The 25,624-nt window shown below is 67.3% G+C and carries 22 protein-coding genes and 1 tRNA gene; 11 read left to right on the forward strand and 12 right to left on the reverse strand.

Annotated elements, in window-relative coordinates:
- Positions 1-66: 66 nt before the first annotated feature.
- Both NDR87_RS12575 and NDR87_RS12580 read right to left on the reverse strand, forming a co-directional pair.
- Positions 67-1,413, reverse strand: coding sequence for a replication-associated recombination protein A (locus NDR87_RS12575; RefSeq protein WP_372494157.1), 1,347 nt, complete (start codon positions 1,411-1,413; stop codon positions 67-69).
- Between the two features lie 35 nt (positions 1,414-1,448).
- Positions 1,449-2,537 carry an acetylserotonin O-methyltransferase gene (locus NDR87_RS12580; protein ID WP_251912602.1) on the reverse strand — a complete coding sequence of 363 codons (1,089 nt, stop codon included), beginning with the start codon at positions 2,535-2,537 and terminating at the stop codon, positions 1,449-1,451.
- A 378-nt stretch (positions 2,538-2,915) separates the two neighbouring features.
- On the opposite strand from NDR87_RS12580, the gene NDR87_RS37870 reads away from it, so the two are divergent.
- Positions 2,916-3,041, forward strand: a complete 126-nt coding sequence (locus NDR87_RS37870) for a hypothetical protein (protein ID WP_372494156.1) — start codon at positions 2,916-2,918, stop codon at positions 3,039-3,041.
- Positions 3,042-3,050: 9 nt separating this feature from the next.
- On the opposite strand, the gene NDR87_RS12590 is transcribed toward NDR87_RS37870, so the two are convergent.
- The gene (locus NDR87_RS12590; RefSeq protein ID WP_251912600.1) at positions 3,051-4,220 is read right to left on the reverse strand and encodes a phosphotransferase family protein; all 1,170 of its coding nucleotides are present in this window, start codon (positions 4,218-4,220) and stop codon (positions 3,051-3,053) included.
- 252 nt (positions 4,221-4,472) lie between these two features.
- On the opposite strand from NDR87_RS12590, the gene NDR87_RS37275 reads away from it, so the two are divergent.
- Positions 4,473-5,615, forward strand: a complete 1,143-nt coding sequence (locus NDR87_RS37275) for a hypothetical protein (protein ID WP_286013466.1) — start codon at positions 4,473-4,475, stop codon at positions 5,613-5,615.
- Positions 5,616-5,618: 3 nt separating this feature from the next.
- Here the strand turns inward: NDR87_RS37275 and NDR87_RS12600 are convergent, their stop codons facing one another.
- Positions 5,619-6,575: a DUF389 domain-containing protein gene (locus NDR87_RS12600; RefSeq protein WP_251912599.1), complete on the reverse strand. Its 957-nt coding sequence runs from the start codon at positions 6,573-6,575 to the stop codon at positions 5,619-5,621.
- A gap of 153 nt (positions 6,576-6,728) precedes the next feature.
- Positions 6,729-8,525: an aspartate--tRNA ligase gene (gene aspS / locus NDR87_RS12605; protein WP_251912597.1), complete on the reverse strand. Its 1,797-nt coding sequence runs from the start codon at positions 8,523-8,525 to the stop codon at positions 6,729-6,731.
- A gap of 216 nt (positions 8,526-8,741) precedes the next feature.
- On the opposite strand from aspS, the gene NDR87_RS12610 reads away from it, so the two are divergent.
- On the forward strand, positions 8,742-9,650 hold the full coding sequence (locus NDR87_RS12610) for a neutral zinc metallopeptidase (RefSeq protein ID WP_251912595.1): 909 nt from the start codon (positions 8,742-8,744) through the stop codon (positions 9,648-9,650).
- Positions 9,651-9,674: 24 nt separating this feature from the next.
- Here NDR87_RS12610 and NDR87_RS12615 read toward each other — a convergent pair.
- A tRNA-Tyr gene (locus tag NDR87_RS12615) sits at positions 9,675-9,757 on the reverse strand.
- A gap of 106 nt (positions 9,758-9,863) precedes the next feature.
- Here NDR87_RS12615 and NDR87_RS12620 point away from each other — a divergent pair.
- Entirely contained in the window at positions 9,864-10,805 is a 942-nt protein-coding gene (locus NDR87_RS12620; RefSeq protein ID WP_251912593.1) for an NAD(P)-dependent oxidoreductase, read from the forward strand.
- A 28-nt stretch (positions 10,806-10,833) separates the two neighbouring features.
- Here the strand turns inward: NDR87_RS12620 and rph are convergent, their stop codons facing one another.
- Entirely contained in the window at positions 10,834-13,461 is a 2,628-nt protein-coding gene (rph, locus tag NDR87_RS12625; protein ID WP_251912591.1) for a rifamycin-inactivating phosphotransferase, read from the reverse strand.
- Positions 13,462-13,629: 168 nt separating this feature from the next.
- A complete protein-coding gene (locus NDR87_RS12630; protein WP_251912589.1) occupies positions 13,630-14,178 on the reverse strand; it encodes a GrpB family protein in 549 nt (182 codons plus the stop codon).
- A 471-nt stretch (positions 14,179-14,649) separates the two neighbouring features.
- Here NDR87_RS12630 and NDR87_RS12635 point away from each other — a divergent pair, with 471 nt between their 5' ends.
- Positions 14,650-15,456: an ETX/MTX2 family pore-forming toxin gene (locus NDR87_RS12635; protein WP_251912587.1), complete on the forward strand. Its 807-nt coding sequence runs from the start codon at positions 14,650-14,652 to the stop codon at positions 15,454-15,456.
- Positions 15,457-15,613: 157 nt separating this feature from the next.
- A complete protein-coding gene (locus NDR87_RS12640) occupies positions 15,614-16,060 on the forward strand; it encodes a hypothetical protein (RefSeq protein WP_251912586.1) in 447 nt (148 codons plus the stop codon).
- Positions 16,061-16,097: 37 nt separating this feature from the next.
- Here the strand turns inward: NDR87_RS12640 and NDR87_RS37280 are convergent, their stop codons facing one another.
- Positions 16,098-16,229 carry a hypothetical protein gene (locus NDR87_RS37280; RefSeq protein WP_286013468.1) on the reverse strand — a complete coding sequence of 44 codons (132 nt, stop codon included), beginning with the start codon at positions 16,227-16,229 and terminating at the stop codon, positions 16,098-16,100.
- A 153-nt stretch (positions 16,230-16,382) separates the two neighbouring features.
- Here NDR87_RS37280 and NDR87_RS12645 point away from each other — a divergent pair, with 153 nt between their 5' ends.
- The 5 genes from NDR87_RS12645 (at position 16,383) to NDR87_RS12665 (ending at position 21,267) form a co-directional block, all read left to right on the forward strand.
- Positions 16,383-17,369, forward strand: coding sequence for an ABC transporter substrate-binding protein (locus tag NDR87_RS12645; RefSeq protein WP_251912584.1), 987 nt, complete (start codon positions 16,383-16,385; stop codon positions 17,367-17,369).
- A gap of 10 nt (positions 17,370-17,379) precedes the next feature.
- Entirely contained in the window at positions 17,380-18,204 is an 825-nt protein-coding gene (locus tag NDR87_RS12650; RefSeq protein ID WP_251912582.1) for an ABC transporter ATP-binding protein, read from the forward strand.
- Between the two features lie 100 nt (positions 18,205-18,304).
- On the forward strand, positions 18,305-19,051 hold the full coding sequence (locus NDR87_RS12655; protein WP_251912580.1) for an ABC transporter permease subunit: 747 nt from the start codon (positions 18,305-18,307) through the stop codon (positions 19,049-19,051).
- Between the two features lie 8 nt (positions 19,052-19,059).
- Positions 19,060-19,869 (forward strand): ABC transporter permease, encoded by an 810-nt coding sequence (locus NDR87_RS12660; protein WP_251912578.1) that lies wholly within the window; start codon positions 19,060-19,062, stop codon positions 19,867-19,869.
- Between the two features lie 948 nt (positions 19,870-20,817).
- Positions 20,818-21,267, forward strand: coding sequence for a hypothetical protein (locus NDR87_RS12665; protein ID WP_251941137.1), 450 nt, complete (start codon positions 20,818-20,820; stop codon positions 21,265-21,267).
- A 162-nt stretch (positions 21,268-21,429) separates the two neighbouring features.
- Here NDR87_RS12665 and NDR87_RS12670 read toward each other — a convergent pair whose 3' ends face one another.
- The 3 genes from NDR87_RS12670 to NDR87_RS12680 form a co-directional block, all read right to left on the reverse strand.
- Positions 21,430-22,509, reverse strand: a complete 1,080-nt coding sequence (locus tag NDR87_RS12670; protein WP_251912575.1) for a 2-oxoacid:ferredoxin oxidoreductase subunit beta — start codon at positions 22,507-22,509, stop codon at positions 21,430-21,432.
- The gene (locus NDR87_RS12675) at positions 22,509-24,443 is read right to left on the reverse strand and encodes a 2-oxoacid:acceptor oxidoreductase subunit alpha (RefSeq protein WP_251912572.1); all 1,935 of its coding nucleotides are present in this window, start codon (positions 24,441-24,443) and stop codon (positions 22,509-22,511) included. The genes NDR87_RS12670 and NDR87_RS12675 overlap by 1 nt, the downstream gene beginning before the upstream one ends.
- Positions 24,444-24,581: 138 nt before the next feature.
- The gene (locus tag NDR87_RS12680; RefSeq protein ID WP_251912570.1) at positions 24,582-25,604 is read right to left on the reverse strand and encodes an Rv2578c family radical SAM protein; all 1,023 of its coding nucleotides are present in this window, start codon (positions 25,602-25,604) and stop codon (positions 24,582-24,584) included.
- Positions 25,605-25,624: the final 20 nt, after the last annotated feature.

Genomic DNA, 25,624 nt, shown 5'->3' on the forward strand with positions numbered 1-25,624 from the left:
CGAATACCGCGCCAGCCGCGCCCCCAGCCCGCGGCGCGATCCACCCACCGGCGCGACGCCCGATGATCACTGCCCCCGAACGATCCGGCGCAGCTTCATCACCCGCGGCCCGACCTCGCGCTCGTATCCGTGATCGGTGGGACGGTAGTAATCGGTGCCCACCAGATCGTCGGGCGGATACTGCTGGGCGAGCACCCCATCCGGATGATCGTGGGGATATTTGTATCCCTGCGCATTGCCGAGCCGCGCGGCCCCCGCGTAATGCCCGTCGCGCAGATGCGGCGGTACAACACCCGCCCTGCCCTTGCCGATGTCGGCCAGTGCCGAACCGATCGCGGCCGCCACGGCGCCGGACTTCGGGGCCGTGGCGATATGAATCGTGGCGTGCGTTAGGGCGAGTTGCGCCTCCGGCATGCCGACCAGCTGCACGACCTGGGCGGCGGCGACCGCGGTCTGCAGCGCGGTCGGGTCGGCCATGCCCACGTCCTCGCTGGCCTGAATCATCAATCGGCGCGCGATGAAGCGCGGATCCTCCCCGGCGCTGATCATGCGCGCCAGATAGTGCAGCGCGGCATCGACGTCCGAGCCGCGCAGCGACTTGATGAACGCGCTGATCACGTCGTAGTGCTGATCCCCGGCGCGGTCGTAGCGCACGGCCGCCTTGTCCACGCTCGCCTCGACCAGATCGACATCGACCGTCCCGTCCAGCGACGATTCGGCCGAGGCCTCCAGCGCGGTCAGGGCCCGGCGGGCATCGCCGCCCGCGATCCGCACGATATGGTCCAAAGCCGCGTCGGTGACGGTGTATTCGCCGCCCAGCCCGCGCGGATCCTCGATCGCCCGGCGCAGCACGGCGCGAATATCCTTGTCCGACAGCGACTTCAGCTGCAACACCAGCGACCGCGACAGCAGCGGCGAGACCACCGAGAAGGACGGATTCTCCGTGGTCGCGCCGACCAGCAGCACCACCCGGTTCTCCACCGCCGCCAGCAGCGCGTCCTGCTGGGTCTTGGAGAACCGGTGCACCTCGTCGATGAACAGCACGGTCTGCTCCCCCGACAGCAACCGCCGCCGCGCGACCTCGATGACCGCCCGCACCTCCTTCACCCCGGCCGACAGCGCCGACAGCGCCTCGAACCGGCGACCGGTGGCATGCGAGATCAGCGAGGCCAGCGTCGTCTTCCCGGTGCCGGGCGGACCGAACAGCAGCACCGACGCCGCCCCGGAACCCTCGACCAGCCGCCGCAGCGGCGATCCGGGCCCGAGCAGATGCTGCTGCCCCACCACCTCGTCCAGATTCGCCGGACGCATCCGTACCGCCAGCGGCACGTGCTCACCCGCCCCGCGGAATTCGACCGCCCCTCCTCCCGTCACCGGCTCCGCCGTCGGCGCCTCGAACAACCCGTCGCTCACGCTCCCGACGGTACAGCCCGGCTCCGACAGGTCGGCTACACCGGGCGCGCCTCGAGGATGTCGTCCATGCTGGCGGTCGGGACGTGGCGCAGCAGTTCGAAGCCACCGGCCGCGAGCAGCTCCCGGAATTCCGCCTCGGTGCGTTCCCGGCCACCCGCGGTCAGCAGCATCTCCAGGTCCAGCAGATTGCCGAAATGACGCCGGGTGTCCCGCGGCAGCACGAATTCGATCACCAACAGCCGGGCGGAGTCGGCCATCGCCTTGCGCACGGTGCTCAGGATCCGCACGGCCTGTTCGTCGGGCCAGTCGTGCACGATGTGTTTGAGCAGGTAGGCGTCCCCGCCCCGGGGCACCTCGACGAAGAACGACCCGCCCACCACCGCGCAGCGATCGGTCAGGCCGCGCTCGGCCAGCAGCCGCGGCACCGCCGCCACGACGTCGGGCGTATCGAACAGCACCCCCTTCGCTCCCGGCGTTCGCCGCAAGATGTCGGCCAGCAGCCGCCCGTGCCCACCGGCGATATCCACGATCGTGCCGAAGGCCGAGAAATCGTAGGCCGCCAGGGTCGATGCCAGCGTCGTCTCCGAAACCCCGGTCATCGCCGCATCGAACAGCTCACCGAACTCCCGATCCCGCTGGAGGTAGTCGAAGAACGGCATCCCGTACACCCGCAGCGCCGCCGGTTCACCGGTCCGGACGGAGTTGGCGAGCTCCGCCCATAGCGCACCCTGCCGCCGATCGCCGATGAAACGCAACAGGTGGCGCACGGACACCGCCGCATCGCCGCGCAGCGGCTGGGCCAGCGAGTTGAGCGCGTAGACATCACCGCGGCAGCTGAAGATCCACTCGGCGAGCAGCGGCCGCAGCAGTCGCCGCAGCGTCTCCGGGCGGGCCCCGACCCGCTCGGCCAACTCCTCGAGCGGCAACGGTCCCGCGGCCAGGGCGTCGGCGACCCCGAGTTCGGCTGTGGCGCAGAGGGTCTGGGCCAGGAAGCCGCCCTGTGCGATGTCCATGAGTGCGATCGAGGGCGGGACCGTCCGACGATGCACGCCGGTCAGCACGCCGCGAAAGCGGTCGACCAGACGCAGCAGCGGAAGCGGCGGAACGAATCGGCGAGCTGACATGGCTCCCCCCTCGATGGCATCCGATCCATCAACAGGACGTTCGTCCAGTGTGCCCCCGCTCACCCCGCCACCACGGCCGAATTGTCCGAATGCCGTTGCGCCCCCTACGACTTCTACAACGCACTGCCGCCCGCCCACCGCCGGCCCGAACCAACCCGGCGAATCGACGAGCGGCGGCTGGCCGGGCCACGCGCGCCACCGCGGACGATCCCGGACTGGAAAATCTTCCACAGGGGACCGAGCGTTCGATGACCTGCTGGCCGAGCCCGCCGGCGCGCGGCAGGCGGGCCTGCGCATCGTCGATCTGCGCGCCGAACGACTGCGGATGGCGTTCGTCGATACGGCGCGGTCGTCTACTCCCCGCGCGAGGTGATCTGGATGGTCCGGGGGTTCACCGTCGAGACGTACCGCGACCGGCTGCGCGAACTGCACGACCACATCCGGGCGCACGGCCCGTTCGTCGCGCACTCTGCCCGCACCCGCATCGAGGCCGAGAAGCCCTGAGCGCCAGGGCTATTCCTCCCAGCACTCCTCGAGCGTCGCCGATACGTGCTCGGCGAAATCACCCAGCGAATCGTCACCGGTGCAGCGCGCGTCCTCGGCGAGGGCGGCCCACCGGTTGATCAGCGCGGCCGACCGCGGCACCGACAGGCCATGCTCGCGGGCGGCGGCGATGCGGGTGTGGTCGACGGGCAGGAACCAGTAGGTGGTCAGCCACACCCAGATCAGGCGTGCCTCGAGAATGCGCTCGGCCAGCAGCGCGTCGTCGGCCAGCGCGGGCCACACACCCACGACCTCCGACCGCCACGCCTCGACCATCTGCCGGGCCCGCTCGCGCGACAACTCGAAATCGCACAGGCAACCCGGGAAGGAGACCAGGGCGTAGGCGATATCGAGGGTCGCGTCGCGGAATCCGCCCCACTCGTAGTCCAGGAACCGCGCGCCCTCGTCATTGAGAATCACATTGTCCGGGCATAGATCCGACGGGCTGAACGCGCGGAAGCGACCCGCCGAGAACAGCCGGTTGCCGCGCACGATCCGCTCGGCGATCTCGCCGGGCACCTCGATTCCCAACTCGCGCAACAGCAGTCCGGGCACCTCGTTGATCGCCGACTCCGCCTGCTGGCCGATGCCGTCGATACGATGTGATACGTCGACGCGCCGGAGCAGCGCCACGAAATCGGCCTCGCGCCCCACGGTGGCGGCGTGCATGCGCCCGAGCGCCTGCGCGAACGCCATCAGCGCGTTGCGGCTGGCCGGTTCGGCGCCGATCTGCAGCACCGAGGTGAGTGACGTGTTCTCACCCAGGTCACTGAGGATCAGCAACCGCTCCGGCAGGTTGTGGGCGAGCAGGTAGGCGCCGGGGCGGTGTCGGCTCGACAGTGCGGTGGTGAATTGGTAGGACACCGCCTCCCGGAGAAAGGCCGAATCGATACTGGCCACCCCTGGTGCCAGGCCGCCGATCCGGCGATCCTGCGCGGCACCACGGACCTGCTTGATGATCAAGGTCCGAGGAAGTGAAAAGGCGTTCTCCGCAACACGCACGCGTAATACCGTCGTCCTGCCACTGCCGCTGAGTTCCATCGGATCGCTCAGCTTTACCGGAGCACCCATTCGCTTTGTGAGCAACTGTTGTGCCGCGGACACGACTTCGGCGGCGCGTTCGGCCAATAGTGCGGTCATCGGATCCCAAGTTACTCGCTTCAGGTCACTTTCAGCGAGCGGTTACGCAACCTTTGGCGCGTCGCTCGGCGTGTCTTTGTGAAGGGTTCGCTACCGCGCATGATGCTCGACGCGTATCACGAACTCTCCAGCCCGCGGTGTAGTGCGGACACCGGGATGCCGGTTGCTTGACACAACCTGGCCGGTCCGGTTGTCTCATCGTCAACTGCTCTGCGCCACACCGCAACCCAGGCGATTCGAAAGGTCCCCACGATGGCCGACACGCCGAAGCCCGCTCCTGGCGACACGCCTGCGGAGGGCGGTGACGAGCGGTACACGGCGCGTCCGGGACAGCATCAGGATCCGGCGCCGACCGAACCGACCGGCGGTTCGACCGAGGCGCACGGCCGCCACCAGATGCCGGGCGCCGCCGGATATCCGCAGTTCGAGGGTCCGGGCGCGGCGCAGTACGGCAGCGAACCGGTCGAACCGCCGCCGCCGGTGGCCGGGGCCGCTGCCCCGCCGCCGCCACCGCCCGTGTCGGGTGCGCGGCCGACGCCCGGGCAGCCACCCTACGAGCCGTCCGGTTTCGGCCAGCCTTCCTACGGGCAGCCCGGCTACGGTCAACCGGCCTCCGCACCGTCCGGCTATGGTCAACCGCCCTACGAACAGCAGTCGTATGGTCAGCCGACCTATGAACAGCAGCCCTACGGTCAGTCGACTTACGGACCGACAGGTTCCTTTCCCCCGCCGTCCGGCGCGCCCGGCTACGGCCAGCCCTACGGCTACGCCGCGGCGCCCGCCACCCTCAGCATCGGCCGCGCCCTCGGCTACGGCTGGGACCGATTCCGCGCCAATCCGATTCCGTGGGTCGCCATCACGCTGGTCGGCTTCATCGCCTATCTGGCGGTGACGCTCGTGATCCGCATCGGCGAGGTCGACTCGATCGTGCCGCTGCTGTTGATCTTCCTCGTGGTGTCGGTGGTGGTGTGGCTGCTCCAGGCGGCCATGATTCGCGGCGCGCTCTACGAGACCGACGGCACACCGCCGGATTTCCAGGGCTTCTTCGGCTTCGTGAACGCGGGCAACGTGCTGATCACCGCGCTCATCGTCTTCCTCGCCGCCTGGGTGGCCGCGCTGTTCCTGCTGGTGCCCGCGCTGATCGTCGGATATCTGTGCATGTTCTCGCTGCACTTCGTGATCGATCAGGATCAGAATCCGTTCACCGCCATCAAATCCAGTGTGCGCCTGGTGATCTCGAACTTCGCGCCGACGCTGCTGCTGGCGTTGGCGATCGTGGTGATGACGTTCGTCGCCCTGCTGCTCTGCGGAATCGGCCTGCTGGTGGTGGCGCCGGTGTCGGCCATCGCGCTCACCTACAGCTACCGCTTCCTCACCGGCGGCCTCCTCGCCTGAGCCTCACCGGCGCCGGGTGAGCCACCGCCACAGCCGATCCAGCGGCCCGGCCTCGCGGCCGTGACCGGGTCGCAGTTGCAGCACGATCACCCCGGCCGCGACGATGCCGATCATGTTCACCCCGAGCTGCCCGGCCGACATGAACGCCTTGTTCCATTCGCCGAGCGTCGCCGCCACCGCGGCGTATCCGGCGGCGGGGATCGTGGTCACCGAGATGAATACGCCGACCAGCGCCGAGGATTTCGAGGTCACCAGCGACAGCATTCCGGCCGCCCCGGCCAGCAGCGCGACCACCAACGAGAACGGTCCCACCTCGTAGATGAAGTCGACATTGTGGCTGTCGTTGATTCCTGCCGCGGTGATCCAGCCGACGCGCTCCCAGATCAGCGACGCCAGCGCGGCGATCCCCATCGCCACCGGGAATCCGACCAGCAGCGCCAGCGCCGACTGCCGGGCGAGCCGGAAATCCCTGCGCACCAACGACACCGCGATCGCCGCCAGCGGACCGAATTCCGGCCCCACCACCATCGCGCCGACCACCGTCACCGGCGAGTCGGTGGCCACGCCGACCACCGCGAGCAGGCAGGCGAGGGTGATGAATGCCAGGAATGTCGGATTGAGCGTGGACTCCTCATGGGTCTGCGCGAGTAGTTCCTCCCAGACGACCGCATCGGCCGGATCGCCGGGCGCCGCCTCCACGGCCCGGTCGGCGGCCTGTGACAGGGAGGTCTCGACCGGATCGAGAATGATGCCGCCCGCCTCGGGAATGCGGAGCCCGGTCAAGGCGTCGAGCACCTGGTTCGCCGCCTCCCGCGCCACGTAGACCTCGATGACATCGCCACCCGGCTCGATCGACGCCCCGCGCTGCACGGTGATGAGCGTCGCGCCCGGTTCGCCGCGCAATACGCCCAGGGCGGCCTCGGTCGTCTCCGACGGACAGATCACACGAACGTGCAGCACCGTATCCCCTTGTCTGTGAGCCTTTTCGCGCACGACGGCACCGGCCGACGCCGCCGCTGGAGCTTATCCGGCTCGGGGGCCGATCAGGGGAAGCACTCCGAGTCGCCGTCGAGCGCACCGCGACATCGGCGATGCCGCGGTGCGAGCTCGCGGCTACTTCTTCTTGTCCGTCCCGACCGGGTTGCCGTTCTCGTCGAGCACCACGTCCAGACCCGCCTCCTTGCGCTGCTGCGGGGTGATCGGGGTGGGTGCGTCGGTCAGCGGGTCGACGCCGCCGCCGGACTTCGGGAAGGCGATGACCTCACGGATGGACTCGACACCGGCCAGCAGCGCGGTGATGCGGTCCCAGCCGAAGGCGATGCCGCCCATGGGGGGTGCGCCGAAGGAGAAGGCGTCGAGCAGGAAGCCGAACTTCTCCTTCGCCTCGTCCGGGCCGATGCCCATGACGTCGAACACCCGCTCCTGCACGTCGCGGCGGTGGATACGGATGGAGCCGCCGCCGATCTCGTTACCGTTGCACACGATGTCGTAGGCGTAGGCCAGCGCCGAACCCGGATCGGTGTCGAAGGTGTCCAGCGACTCCGGTTTGGGCGAGGTGAAGGCGTGGTGCACCGCGGTCCAGGCCGAATGACCGAGGGCCACATCCCCGCTCGCGGTCGCCTCGTCGGCGGGCTCGAACATCGGCGCGTCCACGATCCACACGAAGGCCCAGGCGTCCTCGTCGATCAGACCGCACTTGCGGGCGATCTCGCCGCGCGCCGCGCCCAGTAGCGCGCGCTGCGCCTTGGCCGGACCGGCCGCGAAGAAGACGCAGTCGCCCGGGGCCGCGCCGACGTGCTTGGCCAGACCCTCGCGCTCGGTATCGCTGAGGTTCTTGGCGACCGGACCGCCCAGGGTGCCGTCCTCCTGTACCAGCACATAGGCCAGCCCCTTGGCGCCGCGCTGCTTGGCCCATTCCTGCCACGCGTCGAGCTGACGCCGCGGCTGGCTCGCACCGCCGGGCATGACGACCGCGCCGACGTAGGGCGCCTGGAACACCCGGAACGGGGTGTCCTTGAAGTATTCGGTGCACTCGGTGATCTCGACCCCGAAGCGCAGGTCCGGCTTGTCCGAGCCGTAGCGGCGCATGGCCTCGGCGTAGGTCATATGCGGGATCGGCGTCGGAATGTCGTAGCCGACCAGCTTCCACAGCGCGACCAGGATGTCCTCGGCCAGCAGGATCACGTCCTCCTGCTCGACGAAGCTCATCTCGATGTCGAGCTGTGTGAACTCGGGCTGGCGGTCCGCGCGGAAGTCCTCGTCGCGGTAGCAGCGCGCGATCTGGTAGTAGCGCTCGATGCCGCCGACCATGAGCAGCTGCTTGAACAGCTGTGGTGACTGCGGCAGCGCGTAGAACTTGCCCGGCTGCAGCCGCGCGGGCACCAGGAAGTCGCGCGCGCCCTCGGGGGTCGACCGAGTCATGGTCGGCGTCTCGACCTCGACGAACGCATGGCGGGCGAGCACCTCGCGCGCGGCCGCGTTGACCTTCGACCGCAGCCGGATGGCATGGCCCGGTCCCTCTCGCCGCAGGTCCAGATAGCGATACTTCAGCCGCGCCTCCTCGCCCGGCTCGTCGTCGAGCTGGAACGGCAGCGGCGCGGACTCGTTGAGCACCTCGAGCTCGGTCACGTTGACCTCGATGGCCCCGGTCGGCAGGTTCGGGTTCTCGCTGCCCGCGGGCCGCTGCTCGACCACGCCGGTGACCTTGACACAGAACTCGTTGCGCAGCCGATGGGCCTGCTCGGCAGGCTCACCCTCGCGGAAGACCACCTGCGCCACACCCGACGCATCACGCAGATCGATGAAGATCACCCCACCGTGGTCTCGACGCCGGGCCACCCATCCGGTGAGGGTGACGGTCAGACCGGCGTGCTCGCTTCGCAGCGAACCAGCCAAGTGGGTGCGCAGCACGGGATTCCTTTCGACGACTCCGGGCATCGGAGGTGAGCAGGTGCGCCCCCATGGTAGTGAGCGGCATCCGGTGCTCGAAAACGGATATCCGGCCCCGGCGCTTGGGACGACCGTTTCGGGGGAAGACACGGAGCGACCGACACGACGCAAGACGCCGGACCCCATGTCAAGCTTGATGTCGGCACGGCAGCTTCAGCGCATACGAGAGAGCGAGCGATGACCTTCAACGAAGGCATGGACATCGACCCCGAGCGGGTTTCCACCGGCGGTGGTATGGGGCCCAAGATGGTGCTGGGCGGCGGTGGCGGGCTCATCGTGCTGGTGCTCGCGCTGTTGTTCGGCGTGAATCCCGGCGATGTCGTGGGCAATCTGACCGGCGGTGAGAACAAGGGGCAGAGCGGAGCGGTCGACGTGTCGGTCTGCAAGACCAACAGCGATGCCAACCGATATGCCCAGTGCCGCGTCGTGCTGACCGCGCAGAGCCTCGACGGCGTCTGGGGCGGCCAACTCCCCCAGCAGACCAGCAGGCGATACATTCGGCCGGAGGTGAAACTGTTCACCGGGGCGATCGGCACCGGCTGCGGCAATGCGACCAGCGCCGTCGGCCCCTTCTACTGCCCCGCCGACCGGACCACCTACTTCGACACCGCCTTCTTCCAGGAGCTGCGCGACAAGTTCGGCGCGTCCGGCGGCCCGCTCGCCGAGGAGTATGTGGTCGCCCATGAGTTCGGCCACCACATCCAGAACCTGCTCGGCGACAGCGGCCGAGCCCAGCGCGACCCCAAGGGACCGGAGTCGGGCTCGGTCCGCCTGGAACTGCAAGCCGACTGCTACGCCGGAATCTGGGCCAGCTACGCCGCCAAGACCCCTGCCCCCGGCGGCAGCCAACCCCTGCTGAAGCCCTTGACCGACAAGGACATCCAAGACGCCCTGTCGGCGGCCGCGGCGGTCGGCGACGACCGCATTCAGAAGAAGGCCACCGGCCGGGTCAACCCCGAAGGCTGGACCCACGGTTCCTCCGCGGAGCGCCAGCAATGGTTCCTCGCCGGATACCGCACCGGCCAGGTCCGCGCCTGCGACACCTTCAACGCCGCCGACCTGAACAACCCGCCCGCACTGCGCTGAGGTTGCCGGTCCGTCTGCCGGGAGCGGGACGGGCGGGATTCGAACCCACTCGGCACGCGGCACTCGGTTTACAGCCGAGCCCGACTCTCCCGCGTCGACGCCGCCCCGAATGCTCGACGGCGCAACGGGTTCAGCGCGACCGGTCGAGCGGTTGCACACGGCGATATCGCGCGAACCGCACGTCCGATCTCCCTTCGTTGGCTGTGGTCCCCGGTGACGAACGGTCATCTTGCCGAAGCCTGGTTATCGACTCAACTCATTTCCGCCGCCCGAGCACTACTGGACACCGACGACAGCGGTAAAATCGGCGCCGTGGGGTCGGGTGTCGTGTTGGTGACTGGTTCGTCCGGTGTCGTCGGGGCTGGCGTCGCGCAGGAAATGCGCACGGCGGGATGGCAAGTGCGCGGCTGGGACCTGCGCCCGGGGCCGTGGACCACCCACCGCGGCGATCTGCGCGACACAGAAATCCGAGCGCGCGCCGTTGCCGGTGTGGAGCTCGTCGTGCACGCGGCCGCGCTGCACGCCCCGCATGTCGGCGTGGTTTCCGATGCCGAGTTCCACACCGTCAACGTCGAGGCCACCGCCGCGTTGCTCGGGCAGGCGGCCGAATGCGGTGTCCGGCGTTTCGTCTACACCAGCACGACCTCGGTGTACGGGCACGCTCTGGTGCCCGACGATCGGGCGGTATGGGTTGACGAAACGCTGCAGGCGCAGCCGCGCGATATCTACGACGAAACCAAGCTCGCCGCAGAAACTCTCGTCGCGGACGCTCACCAGCCGTTCACGACGATCGTGCTGCGCATCGCCCGCTGCTTTCCCGAGGCACCCGCCGTACAGGCGGCCCACCGCCTCTACCGTGGCGTCGACATCCGCGACGTCGCCCGCGCACACCGGCTGGCCGCCGAACGTCCTCGGGTAACCGGCACATTCAACATCGCTGGCCCGATGCTGTTCGGCCCCAACGATTCGAAGCAGTTGTGGCTCGATGCTCCGGCGGTGCTCGCCCAGCGGGCACCGAACGTGGTGGCCCTGTTCGCCCGGCACGGCTGGCCACTACCGGCCAAGATCGATAGAGTCTACGACTCCGGCAAGGCGGGACATCAGCTCGATTATCGCCCTGCTCACGGCGTCGCGGCCCTCGTGGCACCGTCATAACAATCCACAGACAGCCGATGGGCAGGCGTCACTCGCCCGGCTGCGACAGGATTTCGACGTATCCGTCGGTGCCGTTGACTCGAATGCGCTGGCCGTCGCGGATCAGGTCGGTGGCGTGCTCCACACCGACCACGGCGGGCAGGCCGTATTCGCGGGCGATCACCGCGCCGTGGGTCATCAGACCGCCGACTTCGGTCACCAGACCCTCGATCGCGACGAACAGTGGGGTCCAGCTCGGATCGGTGTAGGCGGTGACCAGGATGTCACCCGGGTCGAGATCGGCCTGGGCGATATCGGAGACGACGCGCGCGCGACCTTCGATCGTTCCGGCGGACACCGCCATGCCGGGTAGTGCACCTGCCGGCAGATCCTCGCGCCGATATGTCCCCGCGAGGGCCTGACCGTCGGAGGTGAGTACCCGCGGGGCGGTGAGCGCCTGATACGAGCGGAAGGCGTCCTTGCGCTCGGCGATGAGCTCCACACTCGCACAGTGGGTGCGCACCACCTCGCGAAGCTCGTCGAATCGCAGGTAGTAGATGTCTTCGGGCTCGTCGAGCACGCCGGCCTCCACCAGGCGCTCGGCCTCACCCAGCAAGGCCTGCTTGTAGAGGAAGTAGCGGCTGACCATGCGGTACTTCGGATACTCCCGATAGCCGGAGAAGGTGCGGACCCGGTCGATCATCCGCTCGGTCTCCTCGGCCTTGCGCTCCCCGCCCGGCAGGGCGCGCAGGCGTTCGAGCAGTTGCGCCTTCTTCTGCTCGGCGTCGCGCAGGCCGTCCTCGAAACGCTGTTTGCCCGCGCCGGGCCCGAAGTTCTTGATATTGCCGAGGATCGTCGGCACGAGTGTGGCGGGGTTTTCGCTCCAGCGTGGCCTGGTGATGTCGATCTCGCCGGAACAGCGCATGCCGTACTTGTCGAGGAAGCCCTCGATCGCGGCTCGCGCCTCGTGGCCACCCGGATACTCGACCAGCTCGTCCAGGAAATCGTTCCCCGTCGGCGCCGCCCGCTCGATCTGCTGCAGGTAGGCCACCACCTCCGCATGCGGGCGGATCACGTCGGCGACGTCCAGCAGCGCCAGGCCCATCTCCGACGTCACGTTCCCGGGCACGGATTGGGTGAGCGCATCGGCAGAGTTCTTCTCGCCCAGCCATTCCTGCATCCGGTCGTTGAGCCACGACGAGGCGTTCATCGCGGTCGTGATCACCTGCAGACCGCGCGGAGCGAACAGGACCCGCTGCAACTCCTGGATGTCGTCCTGGATGAAGTCGAGCAGCGCCGGTCCCGACACGGTCCGGATGTCTCGTTTCAAGGCGGTGAGGGAGGCCTCGCTGTCCCCGATCAGCTCGGTGACGATCTCGGGATCGGCCGCAAGCGGCGCGGATGCGGTACCGCGCAGCGCGGCCGGTGCCTGGACGGAATCTCCTTCCGGCACTTGACGAATGAAATCGCCGCGGTCGATCACGGTCTGCAGTGCGTCCCCGATCAGAGGGTCGGACTTGCCGAGCCCTTCGATCAGAGCGGTGCGGGTTTGCGGCGACGACAGCGCTTCGGTGACATCCACGAACAACCGGCCGCCCGCCTCACGCATGGGCCCCCGGCTCGTGAGCTGCCACAGCGAGATTCCCAGGGGCTTCATCGCATCGGTCATCATCTGCTGATGGCCCACCGAGACGTAGACGCGGTTCTCCCCGTCGGCGGCGACGGGAATCGGGAACAGCGTGGTGATAGGCCGACTCTGCACGATGCGGATATCGTCGCCGTCGAGGCACCATTCGATGTCCTGCGGGCTGCCGAAATGCGCTTCGATGCGGCGGCCCAGCTGTGCGAGCCGCAGCACCTCGGCATCGGACAGCACCGGCTCGTCGCGGCGCTCCGGAGCGGTCTCGCGCACCCGAGTTCCGCCCGTCGGAACCGGTTCGACGGAGAGCTTCTTGGTGGCGATCGTCCTGCTGGTGATGCCGCCGTCGCGAACCTGGTAGACGTCGGCGTTGACGAGGCCGGAAACGAGGGCCTCCCCCAGACCGAAGCCCGCATCGATGGACACGACCGTCCGGTCGGAGGTGACGGGGTCGGCGGTGACCACAATGCCTGACGCACGCGGGAAAACCATCCGCTGCACGACCACCGCCATCCGAACGGCTTTGTGGCCGAAGCCGTTTCGCAGCCGGTAGGTGACCGCCCGCTCGGTGAACAGCGAGCCCCAGCACCGGCTGACATGTTCGACAATCGCCGCCGAGCCCACGACATTGAGATAGGTGTCCTGCTGCCCGGCGAAGGACGCGGTAGGCAGATCCTCGGCCGTCGCACTGGACCGGACAGCGTAGGCGCCGTCCGTACCGAGTTGGGCGTGCGCGCCGATGATCGCGGCCGCCACCTCTTCGGGAATGGCGAGCTCTTCGACCGCGCAACGGATCTCCGCGCTCAGCACACGGATCGCTTCCTGGTCGTCCGGTTCGAGGCGCGACAGCTCGTCGAGCCGAGCCTCGATCGACGGCACACCCGCCACGGTCCGCGCGAAGGCATCCGTCGTCACACAGAACCCGTCGGGCACCTGCACACCGTCGATGCGCGACAGCTCGCCGAGGTTCGCGCCCTTGCCTCCGACGATCGCGACCTGTGTCCGGTCGATCTCCCCGAAGCTCAGCACATAGGTCATCCACTACTCCTCACCTGGCGGTTTCGACGTTTCGCGAGCGAGTATGGACCACAAATCGCTGCCTCATGAGGCCCCGGAATCGTGTATAAAGTAGGAGGGGGAGAGATCATGACTCCTCACTGCTGCCATGCATCGACCCGCGCGAAGAGTGCATCGCGGGCAAGATGATCAGCCCTGCAGGGCACGACTCAGGATCTCCTCGACGACATTGCTTTTGGCGTCGGCGTAATGCTGCACGTATTTCCACCGGCGTTGGGCCAGTTCCCGTTTGGCCGCCTCGTAGTACGCGCGATCCTCCTCGTGAGTACGCAGCCAGTCACGGAAAACGAGCATTCGCTCGATCTCCACGGCCCCGAGCTCCGGTGCGAACACGTGCAGGTTGACGTCGCACGGCGCCCCGTCCTCCACCCGCCGGATGAGGCACCGATGCTGATACCAGTCCGGTTCACGCACGCGCAACGCATATCCCGCACGCTCGAGCGGCGCTACATAGGCAGCCTCATCGGTGGTGTCGGGAACGATCAGCAAGATGTCGATGACCGGTTTGGCCGCCAACCCCGGCACCGAGGTGGAACCGATGTGCTCGATCCGCAACACCAGCGACCCGAGCGCCTCGCACACCGCCGCCGCTTCGGCGGCATACCAGACCGGCCATTCCGGGTTGTAATCCTCCACAACCACCGGGACCGCATACGGTGCCAGATCACCGATCGTCACCGCAGCAAGGTCATCGTCCGGGCCCGAAGTCGCCATGCCCCACCACATATCCAATCGACGGCTCGCTAAACCGAAAAGATCCTCTGAAGAATTTCCTTTGTCCGGGTGAATAGACGGCTACCCGCCCTTCCATACGAAAGTAACAAGTAGGGGGTGCGGGCAAGTGATCGGCGCCGGCGCGTCCGAAAATCGGCGTATTGAAGCCTTGACGTCGATGTGCCAAACTGGCTGTGCCAGCGAGGATTTCGGCATTGACGCCCCCGGACATGTCGGGAGCGGTGGACCGGGCAGCAGAGGTCAGCGTTCTCGGTTGGCTCGACCCCGATCGTTGGTCCCGGTTTTCCGTTCCTAGTTGAGATGTCGCCCGCTGGCGCAACGCCTGCGTTTTCGTGGCAGCTCGACCATATTTTTCGCATCTGCCGAGGAAAGACGAGCCTCGGTTTCCAAAAGCTACATGAAAGGACCAAGCAAGTGACTCAGATCATCGACCTCGACAAGCACTTCAAAGAGGCCGTTTCTGCGCTGTTGGCGAAAGACCATCCCGGTGCGCCACACCTAGAGGTCAAAAAGCTGTCGCTAGATAGACTGATTTTCGATGGCGCTATCAACTACCATCTGGATGAGTCGAGTTCCAGCACGGCAATGGATACCATCGACGAGGTGATCGAGACGAATCGCACGTCTGTCCAGCAAGAAACGACGGTCAGGCGACACGAAACGATTACGAACAGCTACACATGGACCACTGAACACTCTGTTTCCGTTGGCATCTCGGTCACGGCCGAAATCAAAGTGCCCCTCATCGGAGGAGTCGACACCACCGTCTCGACCGAGTACTCCTTCAAGTCGTCGAAGTCCGCGACAGAGACGAAGGAGCGCGGCTGGGACTTCGAGAAGAAGATCGAGATTCCGCAGCATACCAAAGTGACGGCGGTTCTGATGATCGAGAAGACGAAACCGCGCGTTCCTTACACCATGGTCGGCGCGTTCAGCGGGTACGTGACGGGAATTGTCGAGACACCGGTCATCAACTGGCCGGTCATGGTCCCGGTCTCTCGCATTTTTGACGAGAGGCCGCTGGCAGGGTTCCGCAACGAGGGGACGAAGACTTATTTTCACACCGACGGCGTCTTTGAAGCGAGTGAGGGCATCAGGGCCCTTATCGACGTCAAAGAGGAGCCGCTGGCCAAAGGTGAGCCGCCCAGGAACTACATTGTTGATGTCACCCCTGAGCTAGCCTCGATGACGCAAGAAATTCCCGAAAAGCCCGCCGGATGACTCACACGTCATGGCACGGACGCAGAGCTGCCACTCTCATGATCTCCGGTAGCCACTGAATCGAACCACCCACATGACGCGCCGCGCAGCAATGTCGCCGTGCGGCGCACCGGTTCCGGTCTCGCGTGCGGCGGTGTGACCCTGCACAATTACGCCGGTGCGCGCCCATGAGCTCGAGAACGCCTTCCGTCGGCACCTGCAAGACAGCGGCCGAACTCTCGACAGCCTCGACGCGGCTGCCGCTGTCGGCGCTATGGCCGCGTTCTACACCCGTCACCGCGTGACAGATGTCGACCTCGACAACGACGGCGACATGTTGCTGTTTCAGTGGGGCATCGACGGCGACGACCATCAAGAATTCCATTACGACATCACGCGCCAGGTAATAATCGACAACCCCCGCGACACCATCCTGCAGCTCTCGCTCACCCTCCACTATCCGGTCACGCCGCCCCTCCACGGCATCGGCGACGGCAGCCGCTGGTGTTCCAATCCTGAAGAGACCGAAGCCTTCTTGTCGTTTGTCGCGCACCACCCGGCGACAAGCTGTGCCGGCGCCCTCGCTCCGCACCGGGTCCGGCTCACCTTCGAACAAGCCGGATAGTGAATCCAGCATCGCCGGATGCCGCCGTGGCGGCGCATCAGTCCCGGCCGCGGCAGCCCATCTCGATGCTCAGGACCGTCCCCGACACGGCACCGATAGCGAACAAGATCGCCGTGATCCCACGGCGGTGCAGGACGTAGATCATGGCGGGAAACGGGAAGATCAGCATTCGGCCTTCCCGCCGCTGATCACGACCGAATGCCGCCTTGCGGTAATCCGTTGGCCCGTAGGGGAGTAGAGCCGATTTCCGGTGCCGGAACAATCCGAAGGTGAGATCCTGGTCGACATAGTGCTTCGACAGATTCGCAGGGGTGGATGAATTGTGAAGCGCATCGGTCTTTCTCGTCGGATACTCGCTGTGCTCGGCGCCGGGCTCGCTGTCGTGCTCGCGGCCGGGGCATGCGGTGGTGGCTCCAGCCCGCAACCCGCGGCGGGGGACGGGCTGGAGAAGACGCGGCTCACTGTCGGCGCCGTGCAGGTGCTCGACGATGCCCCGCTGTTCATCGCGATCAAGGAGGGCTACTTTCAGCAGGAGGGGCTGACGGTCGACACCAAGCTCGTCACGCAGAGCACGCAGGCGTTACCGGATCTCCTGCACGGCACCATCGACCTCATCGGTGGCGGCAATCTCGTCTCCTACCTGCAGGGCAACGCCAGGGGCACATTCGACCTCCAAGTGCTCGGCACGGCCACCACCTGCGTCGCCGACGGTTACGCCATTATGGCGCTGCCCGATTCGAACGTGCGGACTCCGGCGGACCTGGCCGACAAGAAGATCGCCGTCGCCATCGTCAACAACATCCAGACCCTCACCGCCGACGTGTTGTTGAAATCCGCCGGTATCGATACCACCGGCATCCGCTACGTACAGATTCCCTTCCCGGATATGAATCGTGCCCTGGCGGCCCGCCAGGTCGACGCGATCAGCGTGGTCGAGCCGTTCGTCACCAGCGCCAAGAGGGAGGTGCGTGCCGTTTCGGTGATGTCGCAGTGCAGTGGACCGACCGAGAACCTCCCGCTCTCGGGCTATTTCGCCACCCGTTCGTGGACGCAGCAGAACCCCAAGGCCGCGCGGGCGTTTCAGCGCGCGCTGGCCCGTGCGCAGGAGCATGCTGCCGCCGATCATGCTGCCGTGCACCAGATCATCCCCAGCTATACCAATATCTCGCCGCAGGACGCCCAGCAGCTCGCCCTCGGTGGCTATCCGCCGACGACCGATCCGGCCCAGCTGCAGCGGGTGGCGGATCTGATGCACAGCGGCGGAATGCTGTCCGAGCCGCTGGATGTGAACCCGATCATCTTCCGATAGGGAGCAGGCCGTGCTCGAGGTAAGCAGCCTTAGCCATTCCTACCGGAAGGGAGCCGACATCCACCCGGCGCTCGCCGACCTCACCTTCAGCGTGGCCCGCGGCGAGCTGGTCAGCATCGTCGGCCCATCCGGCTGCGGCAAGTCGACGCTGTTGCGAGCCATCGCCGGACTGCTGCGGTTCGACGAGGGCCGGGTGATCGTGGACGGCACGCCCGTCACCGGGGTGCCTGACGAACTCGCGATCGTGTTCCAGGATTACAGCCGCTCGCTGTTCCCATGGCTGGATGCCGTCGGCAACGTCGCGCTGCCGCTGCGCCGCCGATTCCGCAGCCGCCGACAGCGCCGGGACGCCGCCCTGGACGCGCTCGCCGCGGTTGGTCTGTCCGAGGTCGCTCAGCGGCACCCGTGGCAGCTGTCCGGCGGGATGCAGCAGCGGGTCGCGATCGCCCGCGCCATCGCCTACGAGCCGAAGCTACTGCTGATGGACGAGCCGTTCGGCTCGGTCGACGCACAGACTCGGGAAGACCTGGAAGACTTGATACTTCGGCTGCGCGACCAGCGAGAGATCACCATCGTCTTCGTCACGCACGATATCGACGAGAGCGTTTATGTCGGCGACCGGGTCCTCGCGCTCAGCCGTGCACCGGGGCGAGTGATCGCGGATCTCCCGGTCGAGCTGCCGCGGTCCCGGGACCAGATCGCCACCAAACAGTTGCCGGGCTACATCCGTCTGCGCGCCGAGGTCGGGGTATTGATCCGCGGAAATCCCGCGAGCCGTGCGGTGCGCTCCCGATCCGATGGCCGGATTCCGGTCACGGACGCGGCGGTGGATTAGAGCTGACATGGCCCAAAAGGCAACCTTGTCAAGGCATTTCGCCTCTGAATCGGGTCCGCGGAACCGCACGCGGCAACGCCTGCGGCGCGGACTGACCGGGGTGGTCGTATTGCTCGCGATCGCCGAACTGCTCGTTCGCACCGGCGTGGTGAGCCCGGCTGTGCTGCCACTGGCGTCCACCGTACTGGACCGCGCGGTCGGCCTGCTCGGCAACGGCCGCTTCCTCGCCGATCTCGCCGCCACCGTCGCGGCATGGGCGGTCGGATTGCTGATCGCGGTGGTAGTGGCGGTGCCGGCCGGGCTGGTGCTCGGCAGTGTGCCCGGCGTGCGCACGGCCACCAGGGTGATCGTGGAACTGCTGCGACCGATTCCGTCGGTGGCGCTGATTCCGTTGGTCAGCTTGATCATCGGTGTCGGGCCGCGGATGACGATCACGCTGATCGTCTACGCCGCTGTCTGGCCCGTCCTGTTCAACACCATCTATGGCCTGCAGAGCGTGGAGCCGGTGGCCAAACAGACCCTGCGCTCGTTCGGATTCTCCCAGGCCAGTGTGCTGATGCGGGTGTCGCTGCCGAGCGCCGCGCCGTTCATCGCGACCGGAATCCGGCTGGCGTCCTCGATCGCCATCATCGTCGCGGTGGCCGTCGGTATCGTCGCCGGCCGGATCAACGGCCCCGGTATCGGAGCGTTCATCGCCGACGCCAACTCGGGCGCGGGCAATACCGCCCTCGTCCTCGCCGCGACCCTGTGGGCCGGTGTGCTCGGCCTGATCCTCGACACACTCGCGGTTACTGCCGAGCGACGAATGTTCCACTGGCACAGCGCCTATTCCCGGGAGGCGGGATGAGGCGGCGGATGGATTCGCGGATGCCGCGGATGGGGGCGGCCTGGATCTGGCGATGGGCGGTGCTCGCCGTCGGCCTCGGCCTGTGGGAGGTGTGGGCGCGAGGTGAGCGGAGTCCGTTCTTCCCGCCTCCCACCCGGATCGCGGCGCAGATGTATCGGCTCTGGTTCTCGGGTCCGGTCGACCGTCTGTTCCTCACCCAGGATGCGATCGACGACATCCTGCCCAGCCTGGCCAGGATCGTCGCCGGGTTCACCATCGCCACCGTGATCGGAATCGTGGCAGGTATCGCCATCGCCCGATCGCCCGTCCTCGCCGACTACCTCGACCCGATCCTGCAGTTCTGCCGTGCGCTTCCCGTGGTGGCGTTGGTACCGGTCTTCCTCGCCTTCTTGAAGATCGGCACCCAGATGGAGGTGGTGACCATCGCGTTCGGCTCGGTCTGGCCGGTGCTGCTCAATACGGCCGATGGAGTCGCCTCGGTGGACCCGCTGAAGGTGGACACCGCACGAGCCTTTCGCCTCTCGCCCCGAGAACGTCTGACCGCCCTCATCATCCCTGCCGCCCTGCCGAAGATCTTCGCGGGTATGCGAATCGGCGTGTCGATATCGCTCATCCTGATGGTGATCTCCGAACTCGTCGGCGCCACCGAAGGCATCGGTTACGCGCTGAACAACGCGTCCACCTCGTTCGACCTGCCGAGCCTGTGGGCGGCGATAGCCCTGCTCGGCATACTCGGCTACCTGCTCAACGGCCTGCTCCTGCTGGCCGAGCGTCGGCTGCTCAGCTGGCACCACGGCGCCTACCAGCGCGCACCCTGAGCAAGAGCCCGCGCGGTTGCGGCGCGGGACCCGGATCTGCTGCGTCCTGCCGACGCACCGCATGTCCGGTGCGACGTGCCGTCCGGCGACACGCTCCGCGACCGCGGCGGGCCGATGTTCGCCGCACCCCTGCCCCGCATCGATAGCATTCCCCCGGCGCGCCCATCCGTTGGCCGTTCGGAAACGAATGCTGTACCGAAGAGGTACTGCCGCTGGGGAATTGGAGGGCGACACTACGGGCGGATCGCATGTGAGGGACTGGTTCTGAACGGCGGCTGATCGATTCGGCCCGGCAGGCTCGGGTCGCGAGGAGCGGCATTGCGACGATGCCCGAATATCGTCCGAGGTTCGCGAACCAACGATCCCGCGGAACTCTCGCACACAATCGAGCTTCGAACCTGGCCGGGAATCGAAGTGCCCGACGACACCACCGGGTGAATCCGCAACTCACCCTCCTTCCCCAACGCCGGATCAAACCACTCCCCCACGGACGCCCCGCCCACACGGGCGCGTCGCGCACATCGCCGACAACCGCCGGCCCACAATCGTGTCGGTGGTGATCAACAGCCAGCTACGGAGGGACGGTTCATGGGAAAACGCACACCGGCAAGCCGATTCGGGATCCTTCGGACGGTGGCCTGCGCCTCGGCCCTGTGCCTCGGACTGTTCGGCACCGCCACCACCTACGCCGCCCCGCCGCCAGCTCGGGCAGACATTCCTGCACCCACAGGCCCCAATGCTCCCGCACCCGACGCGGCCGCACCTCAGGCTGCGCCCGCGGAAGATCCCATCCCCGCACCCCAGCCCGAGGCCGCGCCCCCGCCACCGGTCGGCGATCCCGCGCCCGCGTCTGTCGTTCCTCCGGCACCCGCGGCCGATCCCGCCCCGGCACCTCCGGCCGCGCCCGCGGCTGACCCTGTACCCGTCCCGCCACCGGCGGGCGATCCCGTGCCGACCGGACCGGAGAATTCCGCGTCCGCGCCGGTTTCGTTGGTGCTCACCACTATTCCCAGTGGGTGGGAGGGGCGGACGGATTTGGGGCCGACGCTCGAGGTGCGGGCGGATGGGCGGGCGGTTATGCGGCCGGATGCGGCCAGTGTGGAGCGTGGGGTGGGGGTGGGCGCGCGGCAGGTGAGTGGGCGAGTGGCGCCCGAGGTGGTGGCTGCGGCCGTGGGTGAGGCGAAGGCGTTGGCGGCGGTGGATATGGGGGTGCCCAGGGATGGGGACGCCAGTAGTACGCTGCTCGATTTTCTCGGGGCGACGCCGGATCAGGATGTGCATCTGGTGGTTTACTCGCCGGGGGCCAGCGAGGGGTTGAGTGAGGAGCAGAAGGTGAATCGGCAGCGGTTCGCCGATTTGTGCAAGAGGTTGCTCGACGGGTTCGTGGCGGATCGGTGAGGTCGACAACCCCGCGGCGAAGCGAGCGAGGCGTCGAAACCGTGGCGGGCATCGAGGTGGGGCAACCTGGTGGGACCGCGATGGCCGTGGCCATGTATCCGAGCGAACGTCCCACGACAGGTTCCCGAACGCCCCTCGCCTACCCGGCCACGGCGCGAACCATCAGCCGACCGTCCAGGTCTCCTTGCCGGTCAGCAACTCCTGAAACGAATTCGGACCCACCGGTTTCCGTTCGCGCGCGGCGGCCGTTTGGGCCCGGACACCGTCGTCGTAGGTCGGCCGGGAGACATCGCGGAAGATGCCCACCGGAACATGGGACAGATCCTGCGCCGACAGGCGGGACAGCGCGAAGGCATATTCCGGATCGTCGGCGTAGGCGTCGTGCACGATGATCTCGGACTCCTCGACCGTATCGGCCAGCACGACCTCCAGGCCGAAACCATTGCGCACGACCGCGAACTCACCCTCGGCCCCGAACCTGATCGGACGGCCGTGCTGCAATCTGATCAGATGCGATTCGGCGTTCTCCCGGCGCAGCGCGTCGAAGGAGCCGTCGTTGAAGATCGGGCAATCCTGCAGAATCTCCACGAACGACGTGCCGCGATGTTCGGCCGCCGCGCGCAGGACCTCGGTCAGCCCGGCGCGGTCGGAGTCCAGTGCGCGGGCGGCGAAGGTGGCCTCCGCGCCCAGCGCCACCGACAGCGTGTTGAACGGATGATCCACCGACCCCATCGGCGTCGACTTGGTCACCTTCCCGGTCTCCGACGTCGGCGAGTACTGGCCCTTGGTGAGCCCGTAGATCCGATTGTTGAACAACAGGATCGTCATGTTCACATTGCGCCGCAGCGCATGGATCAGATGGTTGCCGCCGATCGAGAGCGCATCGCCGTCCCCGGTGACGACCCAGACCGACAGATCGGGCCGCGTGACCGCCAGCCCGGTCGCGATCGCCGGGGCGCGCCCGTGGATGGAGTGGATGCCGTAGGCGTCCAGATAATACGGAAACCGGCTCGAGCAGCCGATCCCCGAGACGAACATCAGGTTCTCCCGGCGCAATCCGAGCTCGGCCAGGAACCCGCGCACCGTCGCGAGGATGACGTAGTCACCACAGCCCGGACACCAGCGCACCTCCTGATCGGAGGTGAAGTCCTTGACCTTCTGCGGCCCGTCCGCGCCCGGCACCCCGGACAGCCCGGTCAGGCCCAGGTCGGTGCCGACCAACGAGGTTTCGACAATAGTCATCACTTACCCCCTGTGGTGCGATATGTGGCCCGCGCTCGCGCGTCGAAGGCCTTGTCGTGTTCCATCTCCGAGATGGAGCCGTCGAGGGCGGCATCGATGACCCCGACCAACTCCTGGGCCGAGAAGGCGGTTCCCGCGATCTTGGTCCACGGCTGCACGTCCACCAGATAGCGCGCCCGCAGCAGCATGGCGAGCTGGCCGCCGTTCATTTCCGGGGCGACGACCGTGCGATAACGGCGCAACACCGCACCGGTGTTGGGCGGCAACGGATTCAGATGCCGCAGATGCGCCTGCGCCACCGGCACGCCCCGACGCCGCGCCCGTCGGCACGCCTCGCCGATCGGCCCGTAGGAGCTGCCCCACCCGATCAGCAGCAGTTCGGCGCGACCGTCGGGATCGTCGACCTCGAGCTCCGGCACCGCGATGCCGTCGATCTTGGCCTGCCGCAACCGAACCATGAGCTCGTGGTTGGCCGGATCGTAGGAGATGTTGCCGCTGCCGTCGGCCTTCTCCAGTCCGCCGATGCGGTGCGCGCGCCCCTTGGTCCCCGGCACCGCGAGCGGCCGGGCCAGCGTCTCCGGATCGCGGGCGTAGGGCTGAAACGAATCGCCCTCCTCGGCCTCCGGCTCGAAGGCCGGATCGATCGGCTCCAGATCCGCGACATTCGGAATCGCCCACGGCTCCGAGCCGTTGGCGATGGCGCCGTCGGACAACAGCAGCACCGGGGTGCGATAGGTCAGTGCGATGCGCGCCGCCTCCACCGCGGTGGCGAAGCAGTCCGCCGGAGACCGCGGCGCCAACACCGCCACCGGCGATTCACCATTGCGCCCGTAGAGCGCCTGCAGCAGATCGGCCTGTTCGGTCTTGGTCGGCAGCCCGGTCGACGGGCCGCCGCGCTGCACATCGACGATCAGCAGCGGCAGCTCGGTCATCACGGCCAGACCGATGGCCTCGCTCTTGAGCGCCAGGCCCGGACCGGAGGTGCTGGTGACGCCGAGCGCGCCCCCCAGCGAAGCACCCAGCGCCGCACCGATTCCGGCGATCTCGTCCTCGGCCTGGAAGGTGGTGACGCCGAAGTTCTTGTGCTTGCTCAGTTCGTGCAGGATGTCCGAGGCCGGGGTGATCGGATAGGTGCCCAGGAAGACCGACAGTCCGGACAGTTGACCGGCCGCCACGATCCCGTAGGCGAGGGCGGTATTTCCGGTGATCTGCCGATAGGTGCCCGGCGCGAGGGTCGCGGGCGCGATCTCGTAGGTGGTGGCGAACGCCTCGGTGGTCTCGCCGTAGTTCCAGCCCGCGCGGAACGCCAGGATATTGGCCTCGGCGATATCCGGTGTGGCGGCGAATTTCTCGCGCATGAACTGTTCGGTGCCGCCGATCGGCCGCCCGTACATCCACGACAGCAGTCCGAGGGCGAACATGTTCTTCGCGCGCTGGCCGTCCTTCTTGCCCACGCCGGTCGGCTCGGTGGCCGTCAGCGTCAGCGAGGTCATCGGCACCCGATGCACGACGAAGCCCGACAGCGTGTCGTCGGTGAGCGGATCACCGGCGTAGCCGACCTTGGCCAGATTGCGCTTGGTGAACTCGTCGGTGTTGACGATCACCGTCGCACCGCGCGCCAGATCCTCCAGATTAGCCTTCAGCGCAGCGGGATTCATCGCCACCAGCACATCGGGTTGATCGCCCGCGGTGAGGATGTCGTAATCGGCGATCTGGATCTGGAACGACGACACGCCGGGCAGCGTGCCCTGCGGGGCTCTGATCTCCGCCGGGAAGTTCGGCATGGTCGCGAGGTCGTTGCCGAAGGCGGCCGCCTCGTGGGTGAAGCGATCACCGGTCAGCTGCATACCGTCGCCGGAGTCCCCGGCGAAACGGATGACGACCCGCTCCAATTTCTCTGTGCCGGCACCGCTGTGGTGCGCGAGGTCAACCATGCGCCTGCATCACTTCCTCGTCGGTGAGAGATACCACACGCCAAATTACTCCCCCGTTCCCCTCGGGCACACCCGAGAAACGTTGGGGACCACATGATTCGGACGTTCCGAACGGAACGACCGGAATCGAGCACTGCGTCAAGCGAACAGGGCGAGCTGTGGGTCGGGCTCGGATAATCGGTCCTCGTGCTCCGGCGGAGCGGACTCCGCGACGGTGTCCCGATTCAATCCGTGCCGCGCGAGCAGCGGCTCGACCCGGCCACGTAGCCACGCAGAATACTCCGGTGTGACGTACGCCCCACGACCGTACAGCTGTCGGTATCGGCGCAGCAGCGCCGGGTGGTGGGTAGCCAGCCACTCCAGGAACCAGCCGCGGGTGCTGCCGCGCAGATGCATCGGAAACGCCACCGCGCTCGTCGCCCCGGCGTCGGCTATCGCGGCGAACAATTCGTCCAGGTGCGAGGTGCCGTCGGTGAGATAGGGAATGACCGGGGCGACCAGTACCGACACCGAGAATCCGGCATCGGCCAACGCCCGCACCAGATCCAGTCGCGCGCGCGGCGACGGGGTGCCCGGTTCCAGACTTCGGTGCAGATCCTGCTCGCCGATCGCGATCGATACCGCGAGACCGACCCGCACGACCCGCGCCGCCTGGGTGAGCAGCGGCAGATCCCGGCGCAGCAGCGTGCCCTTGGTGAGGATGGAAAACGGTGTACCCGAATCGGTCAGCGCGCCGATGATGCCCGGCATCAGCCGATAGCGCCCCTCGGCGCGCTGGTACGGATCGGTGTTGGTGCCCAGCGCCACCGTCTCGCGTCGCCACGATCGGCGATGCAACTCCCTGCGCAGCACCGCCGCGACATTGGTCTTCACGACGATCTGGCTGTCGAAATCGCGGCCCGCGTCCAGATCCAGATATTCGTGTGTGGTGCGGGCGAAGCAGTAGCGACAGGCATGCGAGCAGCCGCGCATCGGGTTGATCGTCCATTTGAACGACAACCCCGAGCTCTCCGGGAGCTTGTTCAGCGCGCTCTTGCACAGCACCTCGTGAAATGTGACGCCCTCGAACTCCGGGGTCTGGACGCTGCGCACGAAACCGGCCCGCTCGAGTCCCGGGAGGGCGCCGTCATCGGCATCCAGGGTCTGGCCTTGCCATCGCACCCATCCAGTCGAACATGTGT

It is taken from the genome of Nocardia sp. CDC159, assembly GCF_023740735.1.
Classification (GTDB): Bacteria; Actinomycetota; Actinomycetes; order Mycobacteriales; family Mycobacteriaceae; genus Nocardia; species Nocardia pulmonis.